Origin of the sequence: Klebsiella sp. SWET4, assembly GCF_024296565.1 — a bacterium.
GTDB lineage: Bacteria > Pseudomonadota > Gammaproteobacteria > Enterobacterales > Enterobacteriaceae > Klebsiella > Klebsiella variicola.
The window spans coordinates 561,113-587,185 of the sequence record NZ_JANCOB010000001.1; the positions used below are offsets into that span (position 1 = coordinate 561,113).

The following is a 26,073-nucleotide window of genomic DNA, read 5'->3' on the forward strand; positions in this document are numbered from 1 at the left end:
CCGCGGAAAATAGCGAAAGATGGCGCTATTCGGGCATCAACAGTGCCAGTGCGTGTCCTGAGGGAGCCATGAGTCAAGACGTCACCGCGAAGATGTTAAAGCCCGATTTTGATAGTGAAGTTTCCGGTCTGGTGCATGGTTATCTGTTTCATGAACAGCGCCCCCCGCAGCCCATCGCCTCTGGCGAGGTGTGCGCCCGTTATCAGGCGCTCGCCGATGACAAGGCGTTTATCTGGTTACACCTGAATCTCAATCATGCCACCGCCGAAAAATGGTTAACCAGCCACTTTCCGGTGGCGGACTTTTTCTTCGAGGAGATCCGCAGCGGCTCGCACACCACCCGCATTGAGCGACAGGGGGAGAATCTGTTCGCTGTGCTCAACGATGTGCTGTTTCGTCCGCAGGATACCAGTGCGGAAACCGCCACGCTGTGGCTCTACTGTAGCCCTAAGCTGGTGGTGACGGCGCGCTTCAAACCGTTGCGGTTTATCGAATGGATGCTGCCGCGTCTGCAGACGCTCAGGGTGAATACCTCTACCGAGCTGCTGGCTTTTCTGCTGGAGGAGCAGGAGGAGGTGCTGGAGCAGGTCGTCCGCCAGGCCAGCCGCCATGTCGACCTTATTGAAGAGCGTCTCCTGAGCAATCACGTGCAGCGCAACCGGGCCGATCTGGCACGGCTGCGGCGGATGCTTTTGCGTTTTCAGCGGCTGCTGGCGCCGGAGCCGGCGGCGATGTTCCGTCTGCTTAACCGGCCGCCGGCGTGGATGGATCGTGCAGTGGTGCAGGCGTTTCGTCAGTTCACCGAAGAGTTTAGCGTGGTGCTCAACGACCTGTCCGGCCTGATCGAGCGTATCAGTCTGCTGCAGGAGGAGATTGGCGCCCGCCAGCTGGAGCAGAGCAACCGCACCCTCTACACCCTGACGGTGATCACCGTTCTCGCGCTGCCGATTAACATCGTCGCCGGTTTCTTCGGCATGAACGTCGGCGGGATCCCGCTGGCGAGCAACCACCACGGGTTTATTCTGCTGGTGGTGATAGTCGCCATCTTTACCCTCGGCGCCGGCTACCTGGCATTCCGCCGGCGCGATGACCTGTAGATTGCGCGTCGAATCAGCTGAGGCTGCGCAGGGCGGCAATCAGTCCTTCGACACCGCGTTCCAGCTTCTCGCGCGGGCAGCCGACGTTGAGGCGCAGAAAGCCGTTGCCCTCAGGACCATAGGTATAACCCGGCATAATCGCCACCTTCTGTTCGGCGATCAGCGCCTGCTGTAGCGCGTGGTCGTCGATGTTCAGGGGGCGCAGGTCGATCCACGCCAGGTAGGTGGCCTCCGGCGGCTGCCAGCAGAGTGCGGGGAAGGCATTGTTAAGCGTAGCGGCGACATAGCGCATATTCGCCTGCAGATAGTCACGCAAGGCGTCGAGCCAGGGAGCCCCGTCGCGGTAGGCGGCGATATGGGCGACCAGCGCCGGCACGGAGGGAGAAGAGAGCCCGTCGCGGGCCTTCAGCGCCTGCAGGTAGCTGTCGCGCGCGTTCGCCTCAGGGATAAAGCCATAGGCCCCGGTAAAGGCCGGAATATTAAAGCTCTTCGAACCGGAGGTGAACAGCGCCCATGGCCCCTGAGCAACCTCGCTCCACGGGATATGGCGGTGTTCGTCCCAGGTCATGTCCATATGAATTTCGTCGCTAATCACCCTGACGCCATGTTTTTGACACAGGGCCGCCATGGTTTGGAGCTCCTCGCGACGCCAGACTTTCCCCGTTGGGTTGTGCGGGCTGCACAGCAGCAGCAGGGTATTCTTCGGTTCCGCCAGCGCGGATTCCAGGCGGGCCATATCGCAGTGCCATTGATTATTCGTCAGGGTCAATGGCACCGGGGCAATCTCCCGGCGGTTAGCGGTGATGGTCTTATAGAATGCATCGTAGGCAGGGGTATGGACGACGACGCCGTCGCCTTCGCTCGACCACTGGCGGATGGTTTCCGCCACCATGTAGATAACCGACGGCCCGTAGACCACCGTTTGCGGATCGATGACGCTGTTAAACCGGCTGGCGTACCAGTGGGCAATCGCCCCGAGAAACGCCTCGTTCTGCCAGCGACTGTAGCCGAACACCCCGTGGGCCAGCCGCTGGCTGACGGCGTCGAGAATGCAGGGCGCGGTGGCGAAATCCATATCGGAGATGGTGAACGGCAGCAGGTCGGCGGCGCCAAACCGGTCGGCGACATAGTCCCACTGTGTGCACCAAGTACCGTGGCGGTCGATGGGGGTGGCAAAATCAAACATCGGAACTTCCTTAGCGAATGTCCCCCTCCGCGCGGAAGGGGGACCAGTGGGGTCAGGCCTGAACAGTATTCATCAATACGGCCATTTCATCTTTTACCGACTGCACCTGCGGGCCAATAACCACCTGCAGGTTATGCTGATTGAGCTGAACCACCCCGATGGCGCGATGGGCTTTCAGCGCGGCGGCGTCCACTTTGCTCATATCGTGTACCGACAGACGCAGACGAGTAATGCAGTTATCCAGCGAAACAATGTTCTCGGCGCCGCCGAGCGCTGCCAGAATCGCCGGCACGTTATAGCCGGATTTGCCGATGGTACCGGCGACGGCTTTCTCCACGCTGGCGGCGGTGTCGATATCGCGGCCCGGCGTTTTCAGGTTGAAGCGGGTAATGGCGAAGCGGAAGATGGCATAGTAGACCGCGAACCAGATAGCCGCTACCACCGGCACCAGATACCACTTGGTCGCCAGGCCATGCAGGATGCCAAACACCACGAAGTCGATGATATTGCCGTCGGTGTTGCCGATGGTCACCCCGAGCACCGCCATGATGGTAAAGCCGAGACCGGTCAGCAGCGCGTGGATGACATACAGGACCGGCGCGACGAACAGGAACAGGAACTCCAGCGGCTCGGTGGTGCCGCCGACCACGCAGGCGATAACCCCGGAGATCAGCAGGCCTTTAATTTTATGCCGGTTTTCCGGACGGGCGCAGTGGTACATCGCCAGCGCGGCTCCCGGCAGGCCACCGAGGAAGGCCGGCATTTTACCCTGCGACAGGAAGCGGGTGGCGCTTTCGGAGAAGCCGTGGGTGGTTGGGCAGCTTAGCTGCGCCTGGAAGATGGTCAGCGCGCCGCTGACGCTGTGGCCGCAGACGTCGAGGGTACCGCCGGCTTCAGTGAAGCGGATCAGCGCCACCAGAATGTGGTGCAGGCCAAACGGCAGCAGCAGTCGCTCGCCGGTGCCGAAGATCATCGGGCCAAAATCCCCGGCGCTGTTGATCATCTTCCCGAGGGCGTTGATCCCCATGGCGAAGACTGGCCACACCAGCGGGATAGCCAGCCCGACCAGACCCAGCACCACGGTGGTGATGATCGGCACAAAGCGGGTGCCGCCAAAGAAAGCCAGGGCGTCCGGCAGGCGAATGTTATGGAAGCGTTCATGCAGCAGCCAGACGATAATCCCGGCGATAACCGCGCCGAGGATCCCGGTATCGATCGACGGAATACCGATGATGTTCTGGATATTGTTGGCCTTCAGGATCGCGGCGTCGGTGGTGGGCAGAATGCCTTTCGCCGTCAGCCAGAAGTTGACCGCCAGGTTCATGACCGCGTAGCCGACAAAGCCGGCGAAGGCGGCGACGCCTTTGTTCTCCCGCGCCAGCCCCAGTGGGATGGCGATACAGAACATGACCGGCAGGAAGCTGAAGGCAAAGGAGCCGACTTTGCTCATCCAGATAAAGATGGCCTGCAGCAGCGGCATATCCAGCCACGGCAGCAGCGTCAAAACATCGTGACTGCTTAACGAACTGCCGATCCCCAGCATGATCCCACAAAACGAGAGCAACGCTACGGGCAGCATAAAGGTTTTTCCGAGCTGCTGGAAAAACTCCCATAAAGTGATTTTTGGTGCTGTTTTCGCCGTCATAACACGGTTCCTGATTCTCAAGTGGTCGGGAAGAACTAACGCCACGGCAAGATAAAACGTTTTACCATTTTTTAGTGCGATAAAAATCACATAATCAAGCGATAATAAGGTTTATAAAGATTGCACAATGATAAAACGTTTTATCGACAGGCAAGGGAGTCAGCCAGCACGTTATGGCTATCGCAAAAAAGATCACCATCAATGATGTGGCGCAGGCCGCCGGGGTCTCCGTGAGCACCGTCTCGCTGGTGCTGAGCGGTAAAGGGCGCATCTCCAGCGCCACTGGCGAGCGGGTTAATCAGGCCATCGAACAGCTGGGATTTGTGCGCAACCGCCAGGCCGCCTCGCTGCGTGGCGGGCAGAGCGGGGTGATTGGCCTTATCGTTAGCGATCTGTCAAAGCCGTTTTACGCCGAATTAACCGCCGGCCTCACCGACGCCCTGGAAAGGCAGGGGAAAATGGTGTTCCTCACCCAGGGCGGGCGCAGCGGCGAGAAGATAGACCAGCGGTTTGATACCCTCGCGGCGCAGGGGGTCGACGGGGTGATCATCGCCGGGTCGATCGATCGCGGGAGCGAACTGCGCGAGCGGGCCGCGCAGGCCGGCGTGCCGCTGGTGTTTGCTTCCCGCGCCAGCTACCTTGACGATGTCGATCTGATCCGCCCGGACAACATGCAGGCGGCGCAGCTGGTGACCGAGCATCTTATCCGCCGCGGCCATCAGCGGATCGCCTGGCTTGGCGGGCAGAGCTCCTCGCTGACGCGCGCCGAGCGGGTCGGCGGCTATTGCGCCACCTTGCTGAAATACGGTCTGCCGTTTCACAGCGAATGGGTGCTGGAGTGCGAGTCGAGCCAGAAGCAGGCGGCGGAGGCGATGGCGGGGCTGTTGCGCCAGAATCCGACCATCACCGCGGTGCTGTGCTACAACAACGTGGTGGCCACCGGCGCGTGGTTTGGTTTACTGCGGGCCGGAAGGCAGAGCGGAGAGGATGGCGTCGAGAGCTATTTCGAACAGCGGGTGGCGCTGGCGGCCTTCGCCGACGTGCCGGAGGCGGCGCTGGATGACCTGCCGCTCACCTGGGTAACGACCCCGGCGCGCGAGATGGGGAAAACCCTGGCAGAGTCGATGCTGCGACGGCTGGAGGAAGGCACCGGCGAGGCGCGAAACCAGATTATGCCGCCGCGGCTGGTGACACGGAAGTGAGGGAGACGGCGCGATGGCCGTCTCCTGAGACGATAAGTTACGGCTGCGGGGCGGCGTCGTCCTGCTGAGGAGCGGCGTCATCCTGTTGCGGCTGGCCTTCCTGCGGCGCCGCGTCCGGTTGAGCAGGCGCTTCCAGACCAAACATCGCGGCAAAATCCTCCAGCGGCATTTTCTGTCCGTTCAGCGTCACCTGGCCGTTAGCGTACTGCAGGCTGCTGCTGATGGCGTTATCTTCCATGGTGGTGATGCGGAACATCTGGCCCATCGCCGCCAGGCCTTTGACCTGCTGATCGGCGAGTTTGGCCGCATCGGCTGGCTGGTAACCTTCCAGACCGGCGATTTTGGTCATCAACTCCGTCGCCATATCCACCGGGATCACCACCTTGCCGTCAAGGGACTGCACCACGCGATCCAGACTGTCCGCCAGGGTCTGCGGTGGGGTGGTCACCTGGGCCGGATCCTTCAGCAGAACCGACAGATTCAGGGTACTTTCCCCTTTGGCATTGCGCCAGCTCAGCGGAGAGATGGTCACCGATGGGTTGCCTTTAAGCAGGATCGGCAGCGCATTGAACAGGGTTTCGGTTAACGCCTGCTGGTACAGTTCCGGGTTTTGCGCCAGTTCCGGTTTTGCCAGCAGCGCCTGAGACTGTGCACTGTACTGCTGACTAAACTGGTGCCACGCCTGACCGTCGACATTATCCACTTTCAGCGTCAGTTTGCCGCTGCCCATATCCTGCCCCTGCAGCTTGAGGCTGTTCACGGTGTAGTTCACCTGGCTGTTCACGCCTTTGCCGTCCTGGGTCAGCGTCGAGCCGCCGTCCAGCGCCATCCCGTCAACCAGCGCCAGCTCTTTGCCTTCGACGCTGATGGCCAGTTTATCGAGGGTCATTTTTTGCTGGCCGATACGTTCGTTGAAGCTGGCCAGTTCGGTGGCGCCGTCGGTGGTCAGGTTGACGAAGCGCAACTGTACCTTCTGATTATATTCGTTGAGCGCATCGATCTGCCCGCTGCCGGCCTGGCCCTTCAGGCTGATGTTTTTGCCGTCGCGGTCGGCGTCGAGCTGGAACTGACCGCCGCTGAAGGTGACTTTCTCATCACCTTTGGCATAGTCGAGGGCATTGAGCACGATCGCCGACTGGCTGTCGCCGCTGTAGGCGATGCGTGTATCGACGGTAAAGGGAGTGTTGCCTTTGGCGATCTCGAACAGCGCCTGGCTGGCATCATTTTTCACCAGCGTGGTGTGGACCGAGGCCATCGCCGGGGCCAGATTAAAGGTTTTTAATGAGGCCAGCGGGAAGGGTCCATGATCGACCACCTCGTCAAGTACCACGCTCTGTCCGGCGGCCAGCCAGCTGTTGGCCTGACCGGCGATCGGCTTAACCACCAGCTGCAGATGGCTGCTGAACAGCCCGCGCTGGTAATCCTGATAACTCAGCTCCAGACCTGATTCCGGCGCGCTGCTGCGTAGCTGCGCGTTAGCCTGCTGCACCATATCGGCGATCCGGCCTTCCAGCTGTTTGCCGGTGTACCAGGCGCCGCCTGTCCATACCACGCCCAGCGCCACGATGATGCCTGCTGCGACCAGCGATTTTTTCATAGCATTTGTCCATAAATGAAGCCAGGCGGAGAGACCGCCTGGCTGAGTTGTCATCATTCAGTAAGCGCGACCTGAAAGATCAGTCACTTACTGGAGCTTATTGAACACGCGCGCCACGCGGCCGCGTCCGCTGACCTGCACCGGTGATTCGTTGGCGGCCACGAAAGCCGACTCGCCCGGCTTGAGCGTCAGGCTCTGGTCACCTTTGTGCAGTACGGCTTCGCCGTCGACGCAGAAAATAATCGCCGCGCTCGCCTGAGCCAGATCGCTGGCCTCGGCGGAGAGGTCGTGCAGCGAGAAGGCAAAATCTTCCACCGGGATCGGGAAGTCCAGCTCTGCGCCGTGCTGCTGCGGCTGGGTCAACAGCTCACCCGCCGGTTTGGCTTCGAACTTGACGTTAGCGACCAGCTCAGGAATATCAATGTATTTCGGCGTCAGACCGGCACGCAGTACGTTATCCGAGTTGGCCATCACCTCCAGCGCCACCCCCTGCAGATAGGCATGCGGCGTTTCGGCGAACAGGAACATGGCTTCGCCAGGGTTCAGCTTCACCACGTTCAGCAGCAGCGGCGAGAAGAGGCCGCTGTCGTCCGGATAGAATTCCGCGATCAGACGGATAGTCTGCCACGGTTCGCCCTGTTCACGGGCCAGTACGTCGCGCAGCACCTGCAGCGCCTTGGCTTTTTCCTCACCCTGCATATTGAGCAGGCTGGCAAACAGCTGGCTCAGGTGAGTCGCGTCCGGCTGCTGCAGGAAGGCGCCAATCGCCGGATGCGCGCTAGCCACCGGCTGCAGCAGGGTGACAATCTCGCTGAACTCGCGAAACGCATTCATCGCCAGGAACGGCGTCAGGGCAAAAACCAGCTCCGGCTTGTGGTTTGGATCTTTATAGTTACGCTCGGCGGCGGAGAGCGGGATGCCGGCGGCGTTCTCGCGGGCGAAACCTTCTTCCGAGGCCTGCTTGTTGGGATGGACCTGAATAGAGAGCGGCTGAACGGCGCACAGCACTTTAAACAGGAACGGCAGCTCACCAAAGCGGGCGGCAACCTTGTCGCCGAGCAGGGCGGTTTTATCCGCGTCAATCACCTCGCGCAGCGAACGCGGCTGGCCGTCGGCCGCCAGGATCTGCGAGCTGCTCTTCGGATGCGCCCCCATCCACAGCTCCGCCATCGGCAGGTTGTCCGGGTTGGCAATGCCATACAGTTCAGTTAAAGCGGTGTGGCTTCCCCATGCGTAGTTCTGTACGGCGTTGATCAGCTTTTGCATTCTCATTCCCTGTATCAATCAAAGTAAAAATTATTGCTCTATTAAACCAGTAAACCGTGGAGAAGCAACTGCTGAAAGAAAAAGTCGTCCCTGTCTCAGTTTTTGTTAAAAAATTGTGTAAGATTGATCGACTCGCTTTTCTACAGGCACATGGAGTCCCTGCCTGAAACATAATCAGCCAAAGCAGTAAGTGAGAGTACAATGTCGAATAAACCGTTTGTTTACCAGGATCCTTTTCCCCTCAAAAAGGATGACACCGAGTATTATCTCCTCAGCAGTGATTACGTCTCCGTCGCCGAATTTGCCGGCCAGGAAGTGCTAAAAGTCGACCCTCAGGCGCTAACCCTTCTGGCGCAGCATGCTTTCCACGACGCCTCCTTTATGCTTCGCCCGGCGCATCAGCAGCAGGTGGCGGATATCCTTAACGACCCGGAAGCCAGCGAAAACGACAAATACGTCGCCCTGCAGTTCCTGCGCAACTCGGATATCGCCGCCAAAGGCATTCTGCCCACCTGCCAGGACACCGGCACCGCGATCATCATGGGTAAAAAAGGCCAGCGCGTGTGGACCGGCGGCGGTGATGAAGCCGCTCTGGCGCAGGGTGTGTACAACACCTATATCCAGGACAACCTGCGCTACTCGCAGAACGCGCCGCTGGATATGTATAAAGAGGTTAACACCGGTACCAACCTGCCGGCGCAGATCGATCTTTATGCTACCGATGGCGATGAGTACAAATTCCTCTGCATCGCCAAGGGCGGCGGTTCGGCGAACAAAACCTATCTGTACCAGGAAACCAAAGCGCTGATCACCCCGGCGAAGCTGAAAAACTATCTGGTTGAGAAGATGCGCACCCTCGGGACCGCCGCTTGTCCGCCGTACCATATCGCCTTTGTGATCGGCGGGACTTCGGCGGAAGCGACGCTGAAAACCGTGAAGCTGGCCTCCACCAAATACTACGATGGCCTGCCGACCGAAGGTAACGAGCATGGCCAGGCGTTCCGCGACATTCAGCTGGAGCAGGAGCTGCTGCTGGAAGCGCAGAACCTTGGCCTCGGCGCGCAGTTCGGCGGGAAATACTTCGCCCACGATATCCGGGTGATCCGTCTGCCGCGTCACGGCGCTTCCTGCCCGGTAGGGATGGGCGTCTCCTGTTCCGCCGACCGCAACATCAAAGCCAAAATCAACCGCGACGGCATCTGGATCGAGAAGCTGGAGAGCAATCCGGGGAAATATATCCCTGAGCATCTGCGCCAGGCCGGGGAAGGCGAAGCGGTGAAGGTGAATCTTAACCAGCCGATGAGCGAGATCCTGGCGCTGCTGTCGCAGTACCCGGTGTCCACCCGTTTGTCGCTGAGCGGCACTATTATCGTGGCCCGCGATATTGCCCACGCCAAGCTGAAGGAGCTTATCGACAGCGGTGAAGCACTGCCGCAGTACGTCAAAGATCACCCGATCTACTATGCCGGTCCGGCCAAGACACCGGACGGTTACGCCTCCGGCTCTCTGGGACCGACCACCGCAGGGCGCATGGATTCTTATGTTGATCTGCTGCAGTCGCACGGCGCGAGCAAGATCATGCTGGCGAAAGGCAACCGCAGCCAGCAGGTCACCGACGCGTGCCACAAACACGGCGGCTTCTACCTCGGCAGTATCGGCGGCCCGGCGGCGGTACTGGCCCAGCAGAGCATCCGTAGCCTCGAGTGCGTGGCGTATCCGGAGCTGGGTATGGAGGCTATCTGGAAAATTGAAGTGGAAGATTTCCCGGCCTTTATCCTCGTCGATGATAAAGGCAATGACTTCTTCCAGCAGATCCAGACGTCGCAGTGCGCCCGCTGCGTGAAGTAACCCAGACCGCCCTTCGGGGCGGCTCTGGCCGATGACAAACCGGTTTTCGTTATTGTGATCGCCTTTCTGCCGGGTGGCGGCTTTCGCCTTACCCGGCCTGCGAAAAACAGCAATATTAAACAGTTAGGCAATTCTCTGTAGGCCCGCGCAAGCGCAGCGCCGCCGGGCAATCCCGACGATTGCATTTTGTCAGCGGTCTGGGCCGCCCTTCGGGCGGCTTTTTTATGTCGCTTCGCGGCACGAACCACCAAAACAACTTATAAATCTGGCCAATACTTAGTCTTTTAAGCAGGTGAGCTTTGTCGCTATGACGCACTTTGAATCCAAGGAGAAAGTAATGACAACGCATCGCAGTGAAAAAGACTCGATGGGCGCCATCGACGTCCCGGCCGATAAACTCTGGGGCGCCCAGACCCAGCGCTCGCTGGAGCATTTCCGCATATCAAGCGAAAAAATGCCCGGGGAGCTGATTTACGCCCTGGCGCTGACCAAGCGGGCGGCGGCGAAGGTTAATCAGGATCTCGGGTTGCTGACGGCGGAGAAAGCCGGGGCGATCGTCGCTGCCGCTGACGAAGTCCTCGCCGGAAAGCACGCGCAGGAGTTCCCGCTGGCTATCTGGCAGACCGGCTCCGGCACCCAAAGCAATATGAATATGAACGAGATGCTGGCCAACCGCGCCAGTGAACTGCTGGGCGGTGAACGGGGGATGGCGCGAAAAATTCATCCCAATGACGATGTGAATAAGAGCCAGAGCTCAAATGACGTGTTCCCCACCGCCATGCACGTCGCGGCGCTGATTGCCCTGCGGGAAAAAGTGATCCCGTCGCTGCAGGCGCTGCGGGCGACGCTCAATGAAAAAGCAGTAGCCTTCAGGGATATCGTCAAGATCGGCCGCACCCATCTGCAGGACGCCACGCCGCTCACGTTAGGCCAGGAGATCTCCGGCTGGGTGGCGATGCTGGACCATAGCCTGAAGCACATCGAAGCCAGTCAGCCGCATCTTGCCGAGCTGGCGCTGGGCGGGACGGCGGTAGGAACCGGGCTGAATACCCATCCGGAGTATGCCGTGCGGGTGGCGGCCGAGCTGGCGTCGCTCAGCGGACAACCATTTGTCACCGCACCAAACAAATTCGAAGCGTTGGCCACTGTGGATGCCCTGGTCCATGCCCACGGCGCGCTGAAAGGCCTGGCGGCGTCCTTGATGAAAATCGCTAACGATGTCCGCTGGCTGGCCTCCGGCCCCCGCTGCGGCATTGGCGAAATCGCGATCCCGGAAAACGAGCCAGGGTCATCGATTATGCCCGGCAAGGTTAACCCAACCCAGTGCGAAGCCCTGACCATGGTCTGCTGCCAGGTGATGGGCAACGATGTGGCGGTGAATATCGGTGGCGCCTCCGGCAACTTTGAGCTTAACGTCTATCGCCCGATGGTCATCCACAACTTCCTGCAGTCGGTGCGTCTGCTGGCGGACGGCATGGCAAGTTTTAACGAGCACTGTGCGGTGGGTATTGAACCGAATCGCGAGCGGATCAGCCAGCTGCTCAATGAGTCGCTGATGCTGGTCACTGCGCTGAATACCCATATCGGCTACGACAAGGCGGCGGAAATCGCTAAAAAAGCCCACCATGAGGGGCTGACCCTCAAAGCCTCGGCGCTGGCGCTGGGCTACCTGACGGAAGCCGAATTCGACAGCTGGGTGCGCCCGGAAGAGATGGTCGGCAGCCTGGCTACTCGCTAGCCAGCCAGAGGTGCAGGCGCGGGATAAGTAATCTCAGCGACTGCGCCTCCGGTTTGTAGCGGTACTGGACATTGTCGGCGTCATAGTTCAGCAATTCGCCGATATCCGGGACGCTGACCCCCTGGCTGCCGGATATCAGCGCGATCAGCGGGCTGGGGCAGGCGTACTGCACCTGTTTCTGCTCGCTGGCGTACCAGACGCGGGCAATCGGCTGCACTTTCACCGGCCGTTTGATTTTCAGCCGCGCTCGCTGCGGCAGGGCGGCGATGTCCTGATACTCCCTCTCAAGCTTGCTCTGCCACTGCTCACGGGTCCACGGCGGCACCGCCCGCGGTGATTGCAGGCTTTTCTCCAGCATCATCAATACCTGGTCGCGGGTCAGGTTCTTGATCACGTGTTTATTGGCCCAGCCGAAGCGGATGGTGCTGGGGTCGATAAGGGGCGTCAGCGTGCGGTAGGCGCTGAGGGTGATCAAGCCCGGCAGGTGGCGATGCACCCATTCAAAACGGGCAGTGGGGGGCAGGCCAGAATCGACGGTGACGATTTTCTCGAAGGTAGCCTTCAGGGCGTTAATATGCTGAATGCGCGCCTGCAGATCCTGCTGCTCCGCAGCGGTGACCTGCAGGCAGATAGCCCCTGGCAGGCGGACGGCGGCCTTGCTGCTGCGGTTTTCCGACTGCTGCTGGATAAACAGATGGCTGTAGTGGCGCAGGGCGAGGGCCAGCGCCGCCTTGCCGCTGTGCTGCACCACCGGTATGTTCGCCAGCGGATCGTGCTCGGCATCCTTACTGACCGCCGGCAGTTCAAATACCCTGGCCGCCAGCAGCCGACAGCTGCTTAATGCCTGCTGGAGCGTCTGCAGCTCCAGCTCGATCTGGCGAAAGGTATCATTCAGACGTTCAACAAGATCGTAGCTGGCCATCATTTCACCTTAGTTACAACATACTATTTGATTTTTACAGCATACGCAGCGCGCGGCCGCTGCGCAAGTTTTATTCAGGCAGAGGTAAAATCGGGCAACTGATGATAAACCGGCCAGCTAAAGCAGAAGCGGGCGCCGCCGAGAGGGCTGGCCTCACAGCGCACGTCACCGCCCATCGCCTGGGCAATACTGTGCACAATCGCCAGGCCGAGGCCACAACCTCCTGTCGCCCGATCGCGGCTGGGGTCAAGACGGACAAAGGGCTCAAACACCCGCTCGCGCTCTTCGGGAGCGATTCCCGGGCCGTCATCCTCGACCTGCAGCGACGCGCGCGGACCCTGCAGGGTCAGGCTGACCGCCACCCGCTGGGTGCTGTAGCGCAGGGCGTTATTCACCAGATTATCCAGTACCCGCTCCATCAGCCGCATATCCAGCGCGCCGTAGTTGCCGTGGGTCAGCGTCGCCAGAGCGACCTCGCGCTGCGGGTTGACCATCTGGATATCCTCGACGTGATCGCTGATCCAGGCGGGAAAGTCAGGCGTCGTCAGGCTGAGTTCCGTCTGCGGGCGGTCGAGGCGGGCGTAGGTCAGGAGCTCTTCAATCAGCGCCTCCAGCTGGCCGATATCGCGGTTCAGCGCTTGCGATTCCGCCTCGGTGAGGTTTTCGCTCATCTCCAGACGGTAGCGCAGGCGGACCAGCGGCGTCCTGAGCTCATGGGCGATACCGTCAATCAACTGCTTCTTACTGGCAATGAGGGCGTTAATGTTATCGGCCATTTGGTTAAAGGCCACGCCGAGCCGTTCAAAGCTGGACATGCTGTCAAAATGAATGCGCTCGCTGAAGTGGCCCTCGCCAAAGCGCTGGGCAGCGGTTTCAATGCGCAACATGTCCTGCCAGTGCGGACGCATCCAGATAAACACCGGAAAGGCCAGCGAGATAGCAATAAACGCCATCAGCGCCACGTCCAGCAGGCGCATTTCATGCAGAAAATAGAGATAAGGCACCGGGCCCACCGACAGCACATAATGGCTGCGGGGAATACGCTGAATAAAGGTGTACTGGTCATCCAGCGCGACAATATCGCCGGCGCGCAGGTGCTGCATCGAGCTTTCCGACAGCTTAAATTTGCTGATCGGCTCGATGTGCAGATCGAACGACAGGTTCAGATCCAGCTCTTTGAGCGTCTTGCTCCAGTCGCGCGGCGGTATCTCCCGCAGCTCGCTGCGCATCAGATACAGCGAACTTTTCATCAGATCGTCCAGCGACTGTCGTCCGGCGCGCTCAGCGGTAAATTTATAGACCAGACCGACCAGCATGGTCATTACCAGAAAGCAAACGAAGAGCAAAAGATAGAACTGCACAAACAGCTTTTTCATTAAATCTCACTTAAATCAGAATGTTAATTACCTATCTTTTGCCTTCATGGCGCGGTGTGGTATGTGTCTTTCCGCTAAAGCGGTGATGCAGGAACGAAACCAGACCGCAGTCCAGGGCGTTTGTCACGGCAGAATATACCGCAAAATCACTTCTGCGTTTCACGTCCGGTTTAATGCGCTATCAAAGCAGGGTTCACCCTCACTGACAACATCCCGTACGCATAAATAATGACGCAGCCCTTATAAGCGCAGCAGTCCGCCATCCACCACATACTGGCTACCCGTCACATACCTGGCATCATCCGATAATAAAAACAGCGCAACCGCCGCCGCTTCCTCCGGCGTTCCCTGGCGTTTTAGCGGCACGGTAGCCCTAATCTGCTCATCATACTGCTCGCGGAAGGGGACGGGGATCGCGTCAAGCAGAGGGGTATCGATTGCCCCGGGGACCAGCGCGTTAACTCTGATCCCGCGGGCGGCGAAGGCTGTTGCCCAGCTGCGAACCAGGGCCAGCTGCGCGCCTTTGCTGGCGGCATAGAGCGCCGCCAGTGGCGTGCCTTCGTAGGCGGCCGTAGAGGCGGTGATGACCACCGAGGCTCCGCTCTTTAAAAAACGCGAAAGTGCGGCGATTTGCAGGACAGCGGAACGGACGTTGTTGGCCATGATGGTATCGAACTGCGTTTCGGTGGTATTTTCCACCGTAGAAAAGGCGAGCTGCCCGGCGTTCAGCCACAGGCCATCCAGCATGCCAAATGATTCTACAGACTCGGCGAGGGCATGCGCCGCCTCAGGTTTCGCGCCATCGTTCTGAAGAAACCAGGCGCGCTCGGGCAGCAATGTGCGTAACGACGCCAGTTTTTGCTGATGGCGTCCGGTCAGCATCACTTCGCCCCCTTCATCAATAATGCGCATTGCCCCCGCCAGACCAATACCGCTGCTCGCCCCTGTAATCACAATTTTCTTACCTGAGAACCGTCCCATTGTCTCTCCCGTACCGCGTGAGTGTTGAGTTAACTCACACTAGAACAATGAAAATTTATTGTAAAACGACCATCTTTGGGGGGCCCGGCATGTTGCACCTTGCCATCTTTGTGGCGCCGGTATACCCGGTATAGGTCGCGTCATCCGGGATGATATCGGCCGGGAATATCTGAATTAGTGACGTTGTCACAAATTAATTATAACCACCAGACCTGCACTACCCTGGAGCGTCGAGCGGGGTATCGCTACTCGCGAAAGTAGGGAATATCCACCGGATAGAGGGTCGTCAGACTCAGCAGACGACAGCGCACCAGCTTTTCCGTTTTGGCATACCAGTAAGCAAATTCGCCGGTGGTCTGGTGGTAAATCATCTGATCGAGGTTGGCAAACGGGATCACCAGCAGCGGTCCCTGGCGAACGTGGCCGCCTCCCGTTTCAAAGTGATGCTGTCCCCAGGATTGCTGGGTATGTTCATAGCGGTGGAGGATCACCTCGATTTGCCCGCGCTGTGGACAGAGGAGTCGAATATCGGCGTTGTCGAGGGAAAAAGCCCAACCAGAGAGTGAAGTGAAGAGTGAGAGTGCCAAAAGTACAACGTATTTCATCATGCAAAAGTCCTGTGTTTTCAGGCTTTATGCCACTCTGATAACGGTAAGTCCTTGAGCACAATCATATTGAAGGCTTATGTGATGGGGAACTGTACGGCTAAATCTATTGATTTACGCAATATGACAAATTCGCAGCGGGCAGCGGGCGCGCAGAGGGAAACCCGCGCAGTTGCCCTAAGCAGTAAAAGTTGAGGTGGTTACTGTCGGGGAGTGCGCCATAAGACGGGCCCCTCGCAGGGCCGCGGGAGAAGCTTAGTTGTCCCAGGCGTGTGGGGCGAACAGGTAGCCTTTGTTGCGAACGGTCTTAATACGATAGGGCTCCGTGGCGTTGTCGAGCAGTTTTTTGCGCAGGCGGGAGATAGCCACGTCAACGCTACGATCCATCCCGTCGTAGGTGACGCCGCGTAAATTTTTCAGCAGCGCGTCGCGGTCCATAATTTGCCCGGCGTGGGTGGCCAGCTCCCACAGCAGATCGAAATCGGCCGTCGACAATGCGACGCTTTCTCCGCCGAGCAGCACCTGGCGGTTGACCGGGTCAATGGTCAGCGAACCAAAGGAGATGGTTTTGTGCGGCGTGAGCGTTGCCGGGGTACCGGCGCCGGCGCCCGCCGGAGCGATATGCTGGCGTAAATGCAGACGCAGTCGCGCGAGAAGCACCGCTGGCGGTGTGGTTTTCAGGATATAATCGCTGGCGCCCATCTCCAGGGAGAGGATATGGTTCATGTCGCTGTCGAGTGAGGTCAGCAGGACAATGGGCCCTTGCCATTGCCCGCGCAGATCGCGGCAGAGCGTCATCCCGTCTTTGCCGGGCAGCATAATGTCCAGCAGCACGAGGTCCGGTTTCTCCCGCGCGATCACGTCCTCTGCGCGGTCGCCGCGAGGCTCGACTACCACCTCCATATCATGCTTGCCGAGATAGGCGGCGATCAGCGCCCCAACCTCAGGGTCATCCTCAACAAAAACGATTTTATTCATGTCTATTGCACATCAGTAAAAGAAGTAACATACACTGCGTCTATTTTACCCGCCATTACTCTTTTATAAACAGCGCTATTTCCGCTATGCTGCGCTAACTTGTTGATTCATTGTTAAGGCATAAGGACATGGGGCTGTTAATCAAAGGGCTGCTGGGTGCGCTGGTGGTGGTGCTGATTGGCGTGCTGGCAAAAACGAAAAATTACGCTCTCGCCGGGCTGATCCCGCTGTTTCCTACCTTTGCGCTCATCGCCCACTATATCGTCGCCAGCGAGCGCGGTATTGAAGCCCTGCGCGCCACCATCGTGTTCGGCATGTGGTCGATTATTCCCTATTTTGTCTATTTGGTATCGCTGTGGTACTTCACCGGGATCATGCGCCTGCCGTTGGCGCTGGCAGGCGCGGTGGGATGCTGGGGGCTATGCGCCTGGCTGTTAATCCTGGGCTGGAACCACTTCCACTAGCGCAGCGGGCGGCCGCCGTCGACGGCGAAGGACCGGCCGGTGACGTAGCGGCTGGTAAACAGATAGTCGATAAGGTCGCTAATCTCTTTTTCGCCTGGGGCGATTTTCATCAGCGATTTATCCAGCGCCTGCTGACGATAGGCTTCGTCGTCACCCTCATTAAACATAATCAGCGACGGGGCGATGGCGTTGACCTTGATCTCCGGCGCCAGCTTGCGGGCGAAGGAGCGGGTCATATTGTCCAGCGCGGCTTTGCTGGCGGCGTAGGCGATATGTTTATCGCTGCCGCGCTCCACGACGTAATCGGTAATATGGATAATATCACTGGCGGCATGGCCGTGGCCGCGCAGCAGATCCTCCAGCGCGTGGTTGAGCAGGTAGGGGGCATGGACGTGGATCTGCATCATGCGGTTGATCACTGTGCTCAGCGCTACCCCCGGCTTCTCCGCCATCCAGTCGCTGGCGTTGTGGATGATGGCGCGCAGGCCGCTGGTGTGCGATTTGACCGCTTCGGCGAAGGTCAGTATGCCGTCATCGCTGCTGAAATCGGCCTGCAGACAGAGGGCGCCCGCGTCGCGCAGGCCATCGATCGCCGGATAGGGCGTGCGATAGCTGACGATGACCGGCTGGTGTTGCAGCAGAAAATGGTGTGCCAGCGCGAGACCGATGCGGCGGCCTCCTCCTGTGATCAGAACCGGGCGGGGCTGTTGTTCAGCCATGGGTATCTCCTATGCGTTCTGCGGCAGGGCGAGCGCTTACCCCACCAGCATCCACGTTGCCGGCACAGCGGCAACCAGCAATAAACCAATTAGCGCCAATTCGCGGCGTTTGAGCGAACGATCGTGCTGGTGCGTACGTCGAGCGTACAAAAAGACCAGAAGACCCGGAGCGTAAAGTACCACCGACAACAGCAAATGCACAGGTCCCGACGCGTATAATAACCATAAGCCATAAATGCAGGCGCCGATACCCACCGCTTTGTGCAGCGGGCGAGTGGCGATTTTCAGCAGAAAGGCGCCGACCAGCAAATAGGGGACGAGGATCATCTCTGAGGCGATGGTCAGCAGGGTGCCGTAGTCCGACCCGGTCAACCAGATCAGCACCAGCGATACCTGAACGCTGATATTGGTCAGCCACAGCGAGGCGGACGGGGCATTGTTGCGGTTCTGGCGGGCAAACAGGCGCGGGAAGGCTTTATGCGTGGCGGCCAGGAAAGGCACTTCCGCTGCCATAATCGTCCAGCTCAGGTAGGCGCCACACACCGACACGATCAGGCCCGCCGCAATCACGATTTCTCCCCACGAACCCATCATGTTGACCATCAGTCCCGCCATCGACGGGTTACGCATGCCGGCCAGTTCGCTGCGCGGCACCACGCCCAGCGACAGCAGGGTGACCAGCAGATAGACCGTGAGGGCGGAGAGCACCGCCAGCAGCGTTGCGCGACCGACATCGCGCTTGTGTCGGGCGCGGGCAGAAACCACGACGGCACCTTCCACGCCAATAAACACCCACAGGGTGATCAGCATGGTGTTTTTAACCTGCTCCCACACGGGGATTCCCAGCGCCAGTCCGCGGAAATCGAGGCGGAACGTATCCAGCTGGAAGGCCAGGGCGGCGAGCGCGATAAACGCGCCCAGCGGCAGGAGTTTGGCGAGGGTGGCCACCAGGTTAATCCCCGCCGCCGTCTGCACGCCGCGCAGGACCAGAAAATGGACAACCCACAGCAAAACCGAAGCGCCAGCGATAGACTGCCAGGTGTTGCCATCGCCAAACAGGCGCAGCTCAGGGGTATCGGTGAAGAAACTGAGCGCCGAAAAGACGATGACCAGATAGGAGACGTTGGCGATCACCGCGCAGAGCCAGTATCCCCAGGCGGAACAGAAGCCAATCAGCTCACCGAACCCTTCGCGGGCGTAGGTGAAGATCCCGCCGTCGAGGTCGGGACGAATGCGGGTTAACAGCAGCATGGCGAAGGCGAGGAACAGGATCCCGACGCCGGTGATGGCCCAGCCGATAAGCAAAGCGGAGGGGCTGGCTACGGCAGCCATATTTTGCGGCAAACTGAATACGCCAGCGCCGAGCATTGAGCTAAGGACCAGGGCGGTCAGGGCGCTCAGGCCCAGTTTCTTTTCCATTGCATTCCCGAGGTGAAAATGGCTGTTCCAGAATATTTATTTTGCGAAATCGCATAAAAATGGAGGATTGCGCTAAGGCGCGGGATTTTACGGAGTGTCCGGGAGCCATGCAATGGCGGGGGATGAAAAAAAATGAAAAGGCGGCATTGCGCCGCCTTTTTAGCCAGTCAGCAGTGATTATTTGTACAAATCAGCGCTGATGGTGATGTTGCCGCCGCGTTCCTGCCACTGACGGGTGATGTGGTAGTACTTCGCCCCTTTCTTCGCCGCGCGTTTCGCCGTCTGATAGGAGATTTCCGTCATGTTGCCGTAGTTGCCGGTGAACTGGATATTATCGAACGGCACCATTTGCGCCGCGGTCACTTTGTTCACTTCTTCCACTTTGGTGCCGTCCGGCAGCGTGACAGTGTAACGCCCGCCTTTGGAAGACTGGGTCTCGAAGAAACGACCGACGCCAGTGCCTGAGCCTACAGCTGCGGTGGTGGCGACGCCCGGGATTTCCACGTTTTTCGCCGCTTCACCGCCTTTGGCCAGCGCCGCGCGACCGGCGTCAGAGTCTGCCGGGATGGCGTCCGGGCTCTGCAGCACGCGTTTTTCAGCATCTTTTTTATAGATATAAGCGGTAATGCGCTGGTTGCCGCCCTGGTTGGCATCCACCTGGCGCACGATAAAGAACGCATAGGCGCCTTTCGCTTTTGCCGCTTTGGTGATGGCATCATTGACTTCCGGCTGGCTGCGATAGAAGCCCTGAACGGTGACAGTGTCGTAAGGCATCAGCGTCACGGCCTGATCTTTCGGCAGTTCTACCACGCCATTGATGATGCGATTTTTCGGCGCATCCGCTTGCGGCGCGTTGTCTTTATAGAGGTCAGCCGTGACGCGCCAGTTGCCGCCATTGCCGTAGTCCGACGTGTCGACAACATAGAATGAGGCCGCGCCGTCTTTGTCGGCTTTACGCGATACCGCCTGTACCGCGTCGCCAATGGCATTAAACCGGCCGGTGACGACAACGCGATCGTAGGGCTTCAGCGCAGCCGCCTGCTCCGGGGTCAACTCGGTCGCTGCATGGGCAGACAACGTGGCGGTTGTCAGGAGAGCAGACGCCAGGAGGGTGTTTTTAAGCTTCATAAAAATAATCCTTTGCCTTGCGCAAACCATATACTGGTGTTGTTGTTGACTGAAAACGTTTGATTATTGCATTTAATCGTTGTGACTGTCTGCGTCATTTTTTGCTTGCCGCCCGAATCGTATACTACGGAAAGATAACATTTTTCGATATGTTGAAAAAACAGCCGCTTGACCAGCAAAAACGATAATCGATACCACTTTTATTAGTTAACGTAATGTTAATACAATGATCTCAATGGCGATAAATGGCGTTTTATCACGCTGGATAAGCGGATTATCAGGCCTGAGTGAGAAATTCAGGTAAATATTGCTGCCCGGAACCATCTGTGCTGACAATAAGCAATAAAATCAAAATTTCTGTTTTATCGCTGTAGATCACAATCGCTATTTTCAGTAGGTTATAAAAAGTTTGTTACTGTTTCATTTTGCAGACAGCGGAAGATGGCGAGGAAGATTTCGCCGTCTTGTCGTTGTTGGTCAGAAAAGTAAACCATCATCAAAAACCGATGGAAGGGAAAACTATGCGTATTGGTGTACCACAAGAGAGGCTAGCCCAGGAGACCCGGGCCGCCGCCACGCCGAAGACCGTTGAGCAATTGCTTAAACTCGGCTTTAGCGTCGCGGTAGAAAGCGGGGCCGGGAAACTGGCCAGCTTTGACGATGCCGCCTTTACCCAGGCAGGGGCTGAGATCGTCACGGGCAACGAGGTGTGGCAGTCTGACATCATCCTCAAGGTCAATGCTCCAAATGACGATGAAATTGCACTGCTGAATCCGGGAACCACGCTGATAAGTTTTATCTGGCCTGCGCAAAACCCGCAGCTGATGGAAAAACTGGCGGCCCGTAATATCAACGTGATGGCGATGGATTCGGTGCCGCGTATTTCTCGCGCCCAGTCGCTGGATGCGCTCAGTTCAATGGCAAACATTGCCGGCTACCGTGCAATCGTGGAAGCGGCCCATGAATTCGGCCGTTTCTTTACCGGACAGATTACGGCGGCAGGCAAAGTTCCGCCCGCGAAGGTGATGGTCATCGGCGCCGGGGTGGCCGGTCTGGCTGCGATTGGCGCCGCCAACAGCCTGGGCGCTATCGTCCGCGCCTTCGATACCCGTCCGGAAGTGAAGGAGCAGGTGCAGAGTATGGGCGCCGAGTTCCTCGAGCTGGACTTTAAAGAGGAAGCGGGCAGCGGCGACGGCTATGCCAAGGTGATGTCTGAGGCCTTTATTAAGGCCGAAATGGCGCTGTTCGCCGCCCAGGCGAAAGATGTCGATATCATCGTCACCACGGCGTTAATTCCGGGTAAACCGGCGCCGAAGCTGATCACCCGCGAAATGGTTGATTCCATGAAGTCGGGCAGCGTGGTGGTCGACCTCGCCTCGCAAAACGGCGGTAACTGTGAGTACACCGTGCCCGGCGAAGTGGTCACCACCGCCAACGGCGTGAAAATTATCGGTTACACCGACCTGCCGGGCCGTCTGCCGACCCAGTCTTCCCAGCTCTACGGCACCAACCTGGTCAACCTGTTGAAGCTGCTGTGCAAAGAGAAAGACGGCAACATTGTTATCGATTTCGATGACGTGGTGGTGCGCGGCGTGACCGTGGTGCGTGAAGGCGAAATCACCTGGCCGGCGCCGCCGATTCAGGTCTCCGCTCAGCCGCAGGCTGCGGCGAAAAAAGTGGAAGCGCCGAAAGAAGCGGCAAAACCGGTGTCCCCATGGCGTAAATATGCCCTGATAGCGCTGGCGATTATCCTCTTCGGCTGGCTGGCGAACGTCGCGCCAAAAGAGTTCCTTGGCCATTTCACCGTCTTCGCGCTGGCCTGCGTAGTAGGTTACTACGTGGTATGGAACGTCTCCCATGCGCTGCATACGCCGCTGATGTCGGTGACGAACGCGATTTCGGGCATTATCGTTGTTGGTGCGTTGTTGCAGATAGGCCACGGGGGCTGGGTCAGCTTCCTGAGCTTTATCGCGGTACTGATCGCCAGCATTAATATTTTCGGTGGTTTTACCGTGACTCAGCGCATGCTGAAAATGTTTCGCAAAGGATAAGGGGTAGCACATGTCTGGTGGATTAGTTACAGCTGCATACATTGTTGCCGCAATCCTGTTTATTTTCAGCCTGGCGGGTCTGTCGAAACACGAAACGTCGCAGCAGGGCAACTATTTCGGCATCGCCGGGATGGCTATCGCCCTGATCGCCACGATTCTGGGGCCGGACGCCGGCAACGTCGGTTGGATCATCCTCGCGATGGTGATCGGTGGGGCGATCGGTATTCGTCTGGCGAAAAAGGTCGAGATGACCGAGATGCCGGAGCTGGTGGCTATCCTGCACAGCTTCGTGGGCCTGGCGGCGGTGCTGGTGGGTTTTAACAGCTACCTGCAGCATGAAACCGGGATGGAGCAGATTCTGGTCAATATCCATTTGACCGAAGTGTTCCTCGGCATCTTCATCGGTGCAGTCACCTTCACCGGTTCGGTGGTGGCGTTTGGTAAACTGCGCGGCAAAATTTCCTCGAAGCCGCTGATGCTGCCGAATCGCCATAAGCTGAACCTGGCGGCGCTGGTGGTCTCCTTCGTGCTGATGGTGATTTTTGTTCGCGCCGACAGCACTGGTACCCAGGTCCTGTGCCTGCTGGTGATGACCGCGATCGCGCTGGCCTTCGGCTGGCACCTGGTGGCTTCTATCGGCGGCGCGGATATGCCGGTGGTGGTTTCCATGCTCAACTCCTACTCGGGCTGGGCGGCAGCGGCAGCGGGCTTTATGCTGAGCAATGACCTGCTGATCGTCACCGGCGCGCTGGTGGGTTCTTCCGGTGCCATCCTCTCTTACATTATGTGTAAGGCGATGAACCGCTCCTTTATCAGCGTGATTGCTGGCGGCTTCGGCACCGATGGGTCTTCCAGCGGCGGCGATGAAGAAGTGGGCGAACATCGCGAGATTAGCGCGGAAGAGACAGCGGAGATGCTGAAAAACTCGCAGTCGGTGATCATCACCCCTGGCTACGGTATGGCGGTGGCCCAGGCGCAGTATCCGGTGGCAGAAATTACCGAGAAGCTGCGGGCGCGGGGTATCAAAGTACGCTTTGGTATTCACCCGGTGGCCGGGCGTCTGCCGGGGCATATGAACGTGCTGCTGGCGGAAGCCAAAGTGCCTTACGACATCGTGCTGGAGATGGATGAGATCAACGATGATTTCAGCGATACCGACACCGTGCTGGTGATTGGCGCCAACGACACCGTCAACCCGGCGGCGCAGGACGACCCGAAGAGCCCTATCGCGGGTATGCCAGTGTTGGAAGTCTGGAAAGCGCAGAACGTGGTGGTCTTTAAGCGTTCGATGAACACTGGCTACGCCGGCGTACAGAACCCGCTGTTCTTCAAAGAGAACACCCATATGCTGTTTGGGGATGCGAAAGCCAGCGTCGATGCGATCCTGAAAGCGCTGTAATGTAGCACGCTTGTTTTACAACGTTTGTTTATAAGCCGTCTCCTGTGAGACGGCTTTTTTATATGCGGAGAGATGCCTGGAATTGTTCATAAAATAAGCGGTGAGAGATGATATAATGTCCCGGTTATTACATCAGACAGAGGATATTATGGATACCGAGTTAACCCCAACGCAGATGGCCATCGAATTCTTACGCCGCGACACTACCGTCATGACCCCAGCGCAGTATCTGAAAAAGCTGAAACTGCTGGAGCTGGAGTTTGCTGACCTGATGGCGCTCTCATCGCTGGAGCTGAAAGAAGAGATCGATCTGGCCTGGCGTCTGGGTATCCACTAAGCCATTCTCGCTGGACAGTGACAGGGGCCGCCAGCGGCCCTTTTTTTGTGCCTGACTGGCAGCAAGCAAAAAAAATCCCCCGCGAGGCGGGGGAAGATGAGCGGTACGAGAAGAGGGTTAATCGTCGTCGTCGTCGTCCAGTTCCACCGGCGTCTGGTAGGCCTCCGGTTTGAGTACCAGCAGGTCACAGCGCAGATGATCGACCACCTGTTCCGCGGTATTGCCGAGGAACGCCGCTGACAGGCCGGTACGTCCGACCGTTCCCAGCACCACGATCCCCGCCTGCAGATGCTCGGCGAGATCCGGGATCACCTCCTCAGGCAGGCCTTTTTCCACGTGGGTGAATTTCTCATCGATGCCAAACTTCTGCCGCAGCGCTTTCATCGCCAGCAGGTGCTGACCGCGAATGGCGTCGTTGTAGACGCTGGGATCAAAATCCGGAAGCTCAATCGCGATATTGATGGGGGTCACCGGGTAGGCGCCGATGAGATGTACTTCGGTATGGTTAACTTCTTGCGCCAGAGACAGCGTTTCCCGAACCAGCTTTTCGTTCAGGGTGTTGTGATAATTCTCTTCGCTGGCGAGATTGACCGCGACCAGCGCTTTGCCACCTTCCGGCCACGGTTGGTCTTTTACCATCCACACCGGGCAGGGGCACTTACGCAACAGATGCCAGTCGGTGGGTGTGAAGATCACTGCCTCCAGTTTGTCGTGCTGGTGGGCCATCTTCAACAGCAGGTCGTGTTTCTCGCTAATAACTTCCTGAATAATGGCTTCGAAGGGGCGGTTGTGCCACACCACTTTTACGTCGATCGGCACACCCGATTCAATATAGAATTTCGCCTGCTCGCGGATCCAGGCTGTACGTTGGGCAATAACGCCCTGGCGCATCGCCGTGCGTTCGTCCGGCGACAGCAGGGTGGTCATTTCATAAGAAAAATCATAGATCGGCAAAAAGGCTTTGATGCGTCCACCAATCCGTTGGTGCAGGTACACCGCGCGCCTAAGTGCCGGCTGGTCGTCCTGGTTAGGATCGATTACTACCAGCATGCTCTGATACTTCGCCATACAGGGTCTCCTTACAACTGCAGCTACCGTCAGTTACTAAAAAGATAACCTATATGGATGAATTGAAACAGGGGAGGAGCCTGGTCAGATCAACAAATCTTAAAAAATTGCCGATCGTGACCAGGTAGTGCGCAGAGATTAAGCGACGTTGCGCGCCTGACCGGCCAGCTGGGCCAGCAGATCGCTGTTTTCAATAGTGATGTATTTGCCTTTCACCGCCAGCATGCCGCTTTTTTGGAAACGCCCCAGCAGACGGCTGATGGTTTCGACAGTGAGGCCGAGATAGTTACCGATGTCGCCGCGGGTCATGGTCAGGCGGAACTCACGGGGTGAGAAGCCGCGCTGGGCGAAACGACGAGAGAGGTTGTAGATAAACGCCGCCAGGCGCTCTTCGGCATTCTTTTTGGAAAGAAGCAGGATCATATCCTGGTCGCCTTTAATCTCGCCGCTCATCAGGCGCATCATCTGCTGACGCAGATTCGGCATTTTTCCGGAAAGATCGTCAAGGGTTTCGAAGGGGATTTCGCAGACCATCGAGGTTTCCAGCGCCTGCGCAAAGCTCGGGTGCAGACCGGTGCCGATGGCGTCGAAGCCCACCAGATCGCCCGCCAGATGGAAGCCGGTGATCTGCTCATCACCTTGCTCAGTGATGGTGTAGCTTTTGATGGTCCCGGAGCGAATAGCGTACAACGACTTCAGCTCATCACCGGCTTTGAACAAGGTTTGACCTTTCTGGATAGGCTTTTTCCGCTCGATAATATTATCCAGCTGATCAAGCTCATGCTCGTTCAGAGTAAAGGGGATGCAGAGCTGGCTGATACTGCAATCCTGACAATGGATAGCACAACCGCCAGACTGAATGCGTCGAATAATTCGCTTCTCAGGGATCATATGTCTGCTCAGGCCTTAATTGATATTGGTCAATTTTAACATCTTTTTGATCAGCAGGTAAGTCTTCAGACCCGGAAACACGTAATATCAGCAGGGTAAATCAAAATGGCTGTATATCTGATTGATAAGCAATAGATTATTTCGCTATGTTTGATT

The 26,073-nt window shown here is 58.1% G+C and carries 22 protein-coding genes; 8 read left to right on the top strand and 14 right to left on the bottom strand.

Annotation, left to right across the window (positions count from 1 at the left end):
- Nucleotides 1–68: 68 nt before the first annotated feature.
- Nucleotides 69–1,097, top strand: a complete 1,029-nt coding sequence (locus NKJ21_RS02975; RefSeq protein WP_008805082.1) for a CorA family divalent cation transporter — start codon at nt 69–71, stop codon at nt 1,095–1,097.
- Nucleotides 1,098–1,110: 13 nt separating this feature from the next.
- Here the strand turns inward: NKJ21_RS02975 and NKJ21_RS02980 are convergent, their stop codons facing one another.
- Both NKJ21_RS02980 and malX read right to left on the bottom strand, forming a co-directional pair.
- A complete protein-coding gene (locus NKJ21_RS02980; protein WP_044613593.1) occupies nt 1,111–2,283 on the bottom strand; it encodes a MalY/PatB family protein in 1,173 nt (390 codons plus the stop codon).
- Between the two features lie 52 nt (nt 2,284–2,335).
- Entirely contained in the window at nt 2,336–3,928 is a 1,593-nt protein-coding gene (gene malX, locus NKJ21_RS02985) for a maltose/glucose-specific PTS transporter subunit IIBC (protein WP_012541901.1), read from the bottom strand.
- A gap of 173 nt (nt 3,929–4,101) precedes the next feature.
- On the opposite strand from malX, the gene NKJ21_RS02990 reads away from it, so the two are divergent.
- A complete protein-coding gene (locus NKJ21_RS02990) occupies nt 4,102–5,130 on the top strand; it encodes a Mal regulon transcriptional regulator MalI (protein WP_008805079.1) in 1,029 nt (342 codons plus the stop codon).
- A 37-nt stretch (nt 5,131–5,167) separates the two neighbouring features.
- On the opposite strand, the gene NKJ21_RS02995 is transcribed toward NKJ21_RS02990, so the two are convergent.
- Together NKJ21_RS02995 and manA are read right to left on the bottom strand one after the other, a co-directional pair.
- Nucleotides 5,168–6,727 carry a YdgA family protein gene (locus tag NKJ21_RS02995; RefSeq protein WP_016160936.1) on the bottom strand — a complete coding sequence of 520 codons (1,560 nt, stop codon included), beginning with the start codon at nt 6,725–6,727 and terminating at the stop codon, nt 5,168–5,170.
- Nucleotides 6,728–6,814: 87 nt separating this feature from the next.
- Entirely contained in the window at nt 6,815–7,993 is a 1,179-nt protein-coding gene (gene manA, locus NKJ21_RS03000) for a mannose-6-phosphate isomerase (protein WP_254732695.1), read from the bottom strand.
- Between the two features lie 201 nt (nt 7,994–8,194).
- Here manA and fumA point away from each other — a divergent pair, with 201 nt between their 5' ends.
- Together fumA and fumC are read left to right on the top strand one after the other, a co-directional pair.
- A complete protein-coding gene (gene fumA / locus NKJ21_RS03005) occupies nt 8,195–9,841 on the top strand; it encodes a class I fumarate hydratase FumA (RefSeq protein ID WP_012968340.1) in 1,647 nt (548 codons plus the stop codon).
- 337 nt (nt 9,842–10,178) lie between these two features.
- Nucleotides 10,179–11,579 (top strand): class II fumarate hydratase, encoded by a 1,401-nt coding sequence (gene fumC / locus NKJ21_RS03010; RefSeq protein ID WP_239270377.1) that lies wholly within the window; start codon nt 10,179–10,181, stop codon nt 11,577–11,579.
- Here the strand turns inward: fumC and tus are convergent.
- The 5 genes from tus to rstA all read right to left on the bottom strand — a co-directional run bounded on the left by tus (nt 11,569) and on the right by rstA (nt 16,441).
- A complete protein-coding gene (tus, locus tag NKJ21_RS03015) occupies nt 11,569–12,501 on the bottom strand; it encodes a DNA replication terminus site-binding protein (protein WP_012541896.1) in 933 nt (310 codons plus the stop codon). The genes fumC and tus overlap by 11 nt on opposite strands.
- Nucleotides 12,502–12,575: 74 nt before the next feature.
- Nucleotides 12,576–13,877 (bottom strand): two-component system sensor histidine kinase RstB, encoded by a 1,302-nt coding sequence (gene rstB, locus NKJ21_RS03020; RefSeq protein ID WP_039103296.1) that lies wholly within the window; start codon nt 13,875–13,877, stop codon nt 12,576–12,578.
- A 240-nt stretch (nt 13,878–14,117) separates the two neighbouring features.
- Nucleotides 14,118–14,858, bottom strand: a complete 741-nt coding sequence (locus tag NKJ21_RS03025) for an SDR family oxidoreductase (protein WP_032735481.1) — start codon at nt 14,856–14,858, stop codon at nt 14,118–14,120.
- A 245-nt stretch (nt 14,859–15,103) separates the two neighbouring features.
- Nucleotides 15,104–15,466 carry a hypothetical protein gene (locus NKJ21_RS03030; protein ID WP_008805071.1) on the bottom strand — a complete coding sequence of 121 codons (363 nt, stop codon included), beginning with the start codon at nt 15,464–15,466 and terminating at the stop codon, nt 15,104–15,106.
- A gap of 252 nt (nt 15,467–15,718) precedes the next feature.
- Nucleotides 15,719–16,441 (bottom strand): two-component system response regulator RstA, encoded by a 723-nt coding sequence (rstA, locus tag NKJ21_RS03035; protein ID WP_023322533.1) that lies wholly within the window; start codon nt 16,439–16,441, stop codon nt 15,719–15,721.
- Between the two features lie 128 nt (nt 16,442–16,569).
- Between rstA and NKJ21_RS03040 the strand changes: the two genes are divergently transcribed.
- Nucleotides 16,570–16,905, top strand: a complete 336-nt coding sequence (locus NKJ21_RS03040; protein WP_008805069.1) for a GlpM family protein — start codon at nt 16,570–16,572, stop codon at nt 16,903–16,905.
- Here NKJ21_RS03040 and folM read toward each other — a convergent pair.
- From folM to ydgH, 3 genes are all read right to left on the bottom strand, one after another.
- The gene (folM, locus tag NKJ21_RS03045; protein ID WP_012541894.1) at nt 16,902–17,624 is read right to left on the bottom strand and encodes a dihydromonapterin reductase; all 723 of its coding nucleotides are present in this window, start codon (nt 17,622–17,624) and stop codon (nt 16,902–16,904) included. The two genes, NKJ21_RS03040 and folM, sit on opposite strands and share 4 nt — an antisense overlap.
- 36 nt (nt 17,625–17,660) lie before the next feature.
- Nucleotides 17,661–19,043, bottom strand: a complete 1,383-nt coding sequence (locus NKJ21_RS03050; protein ID WP_008805067.1) for an amino acid permease — start codon at nt 19,041–19,043, stop codon at nt 17,661–17,663.
- Nucleotides 19,044–19,220: 177 nt separating this feature from the next.
- Complete coding sequence (gene ydgH / locus NKJ21_RS03055) at nt 19,221–20,171, bottom strand: DUF1471 family protein YdgH (RefSeq protein WP_008805066.1); 951 nt, start codon at nt 20,169–20,171, stop codon at nt 19,221–19,223.
- A gap of 521 nt (nt 20,172–20,692) precedes the next feature.
- Between ydgH and pntA the strand changes: the two genes are divergently transcribed.
- The 3 genes from pntA (at nt 20,693) to NKJ21_RS03075 (ending at nt 23,958) form a co-directional block, all read left to right on the top strand.
- Nucleotides 20,693–22,222: a Re/Si-specific NAD(P)(+) transhydrogenase subunit alpha gene (pntA, locus tag NKJ21_RS03065; protein WP_038422468.1), complete on the top strand. Its 1,530-nt coding sequence runs from the start codon at nt 20,693–20,695 to the stop codon at nt 22,220–22,222.
- Between the two features lie 10 nt (nt 22,223–22,232).
- The gene (pntB, locus tag NKJ21_RS03070; RefSeq protein ID WP_012541888.1) at nt 22,233–23,621 is read left to right on the top strand and encodes a Re/Si-specific NAD(P)(+) transhydrogenase subunit beta; all 1,389 of its coding nucleotides are present in this window, start codon (nt 22,233–22,235) and stop codon (nt 23,619–23,621) included.
- Nucleotides 23,622–23,769: 148 nt separating this feature from the next.
- On the top strand, nt 23,770–23,958 hold the full coding sequence (locus NKJ21_RS03075) for a YdiH family protein (protein WP_004887037.1): 189 nt from the start codon (nt 23,770–23,772) through the stop codon (nt 23,956–23,958).
- A gap of 117 nt (nt 23,959–24,075) precedes the next feature.
- Here NKJ21_RS03075 and uspE read toward each other — a convergent pair whose 3' ends face one another.
- The gene (gene uspE / locus NKJ21_RS03080) at nt 24,076–25,026 is read right to left on the bottom strand and encodes a universal stress protein UspE (protein WP_008805063.1); all 951 of its coding nucleotides are present in this window, start codon (nt 25,024–25,026) and stop codon (nt 24,076–24,078) included.
- A 138-nt stretch (nt 25,027–25,164) separates the two neighbouring features.
- Nucleotides 25,165–25,917 (bottom strand): fumarate/nitrate reduction transcriptional regulator Fnr, encoded by a 753-nt coding sequence (fnr, locus tag NKJ21_RS03085; protein WP_002903394.1) that lies wholly within the window; start codon nt 25,915–25,917, stop codon nt 25,165–25,167.
- Nucleotides 25,918–26,073: the final 156 nt, after the last annotated feature.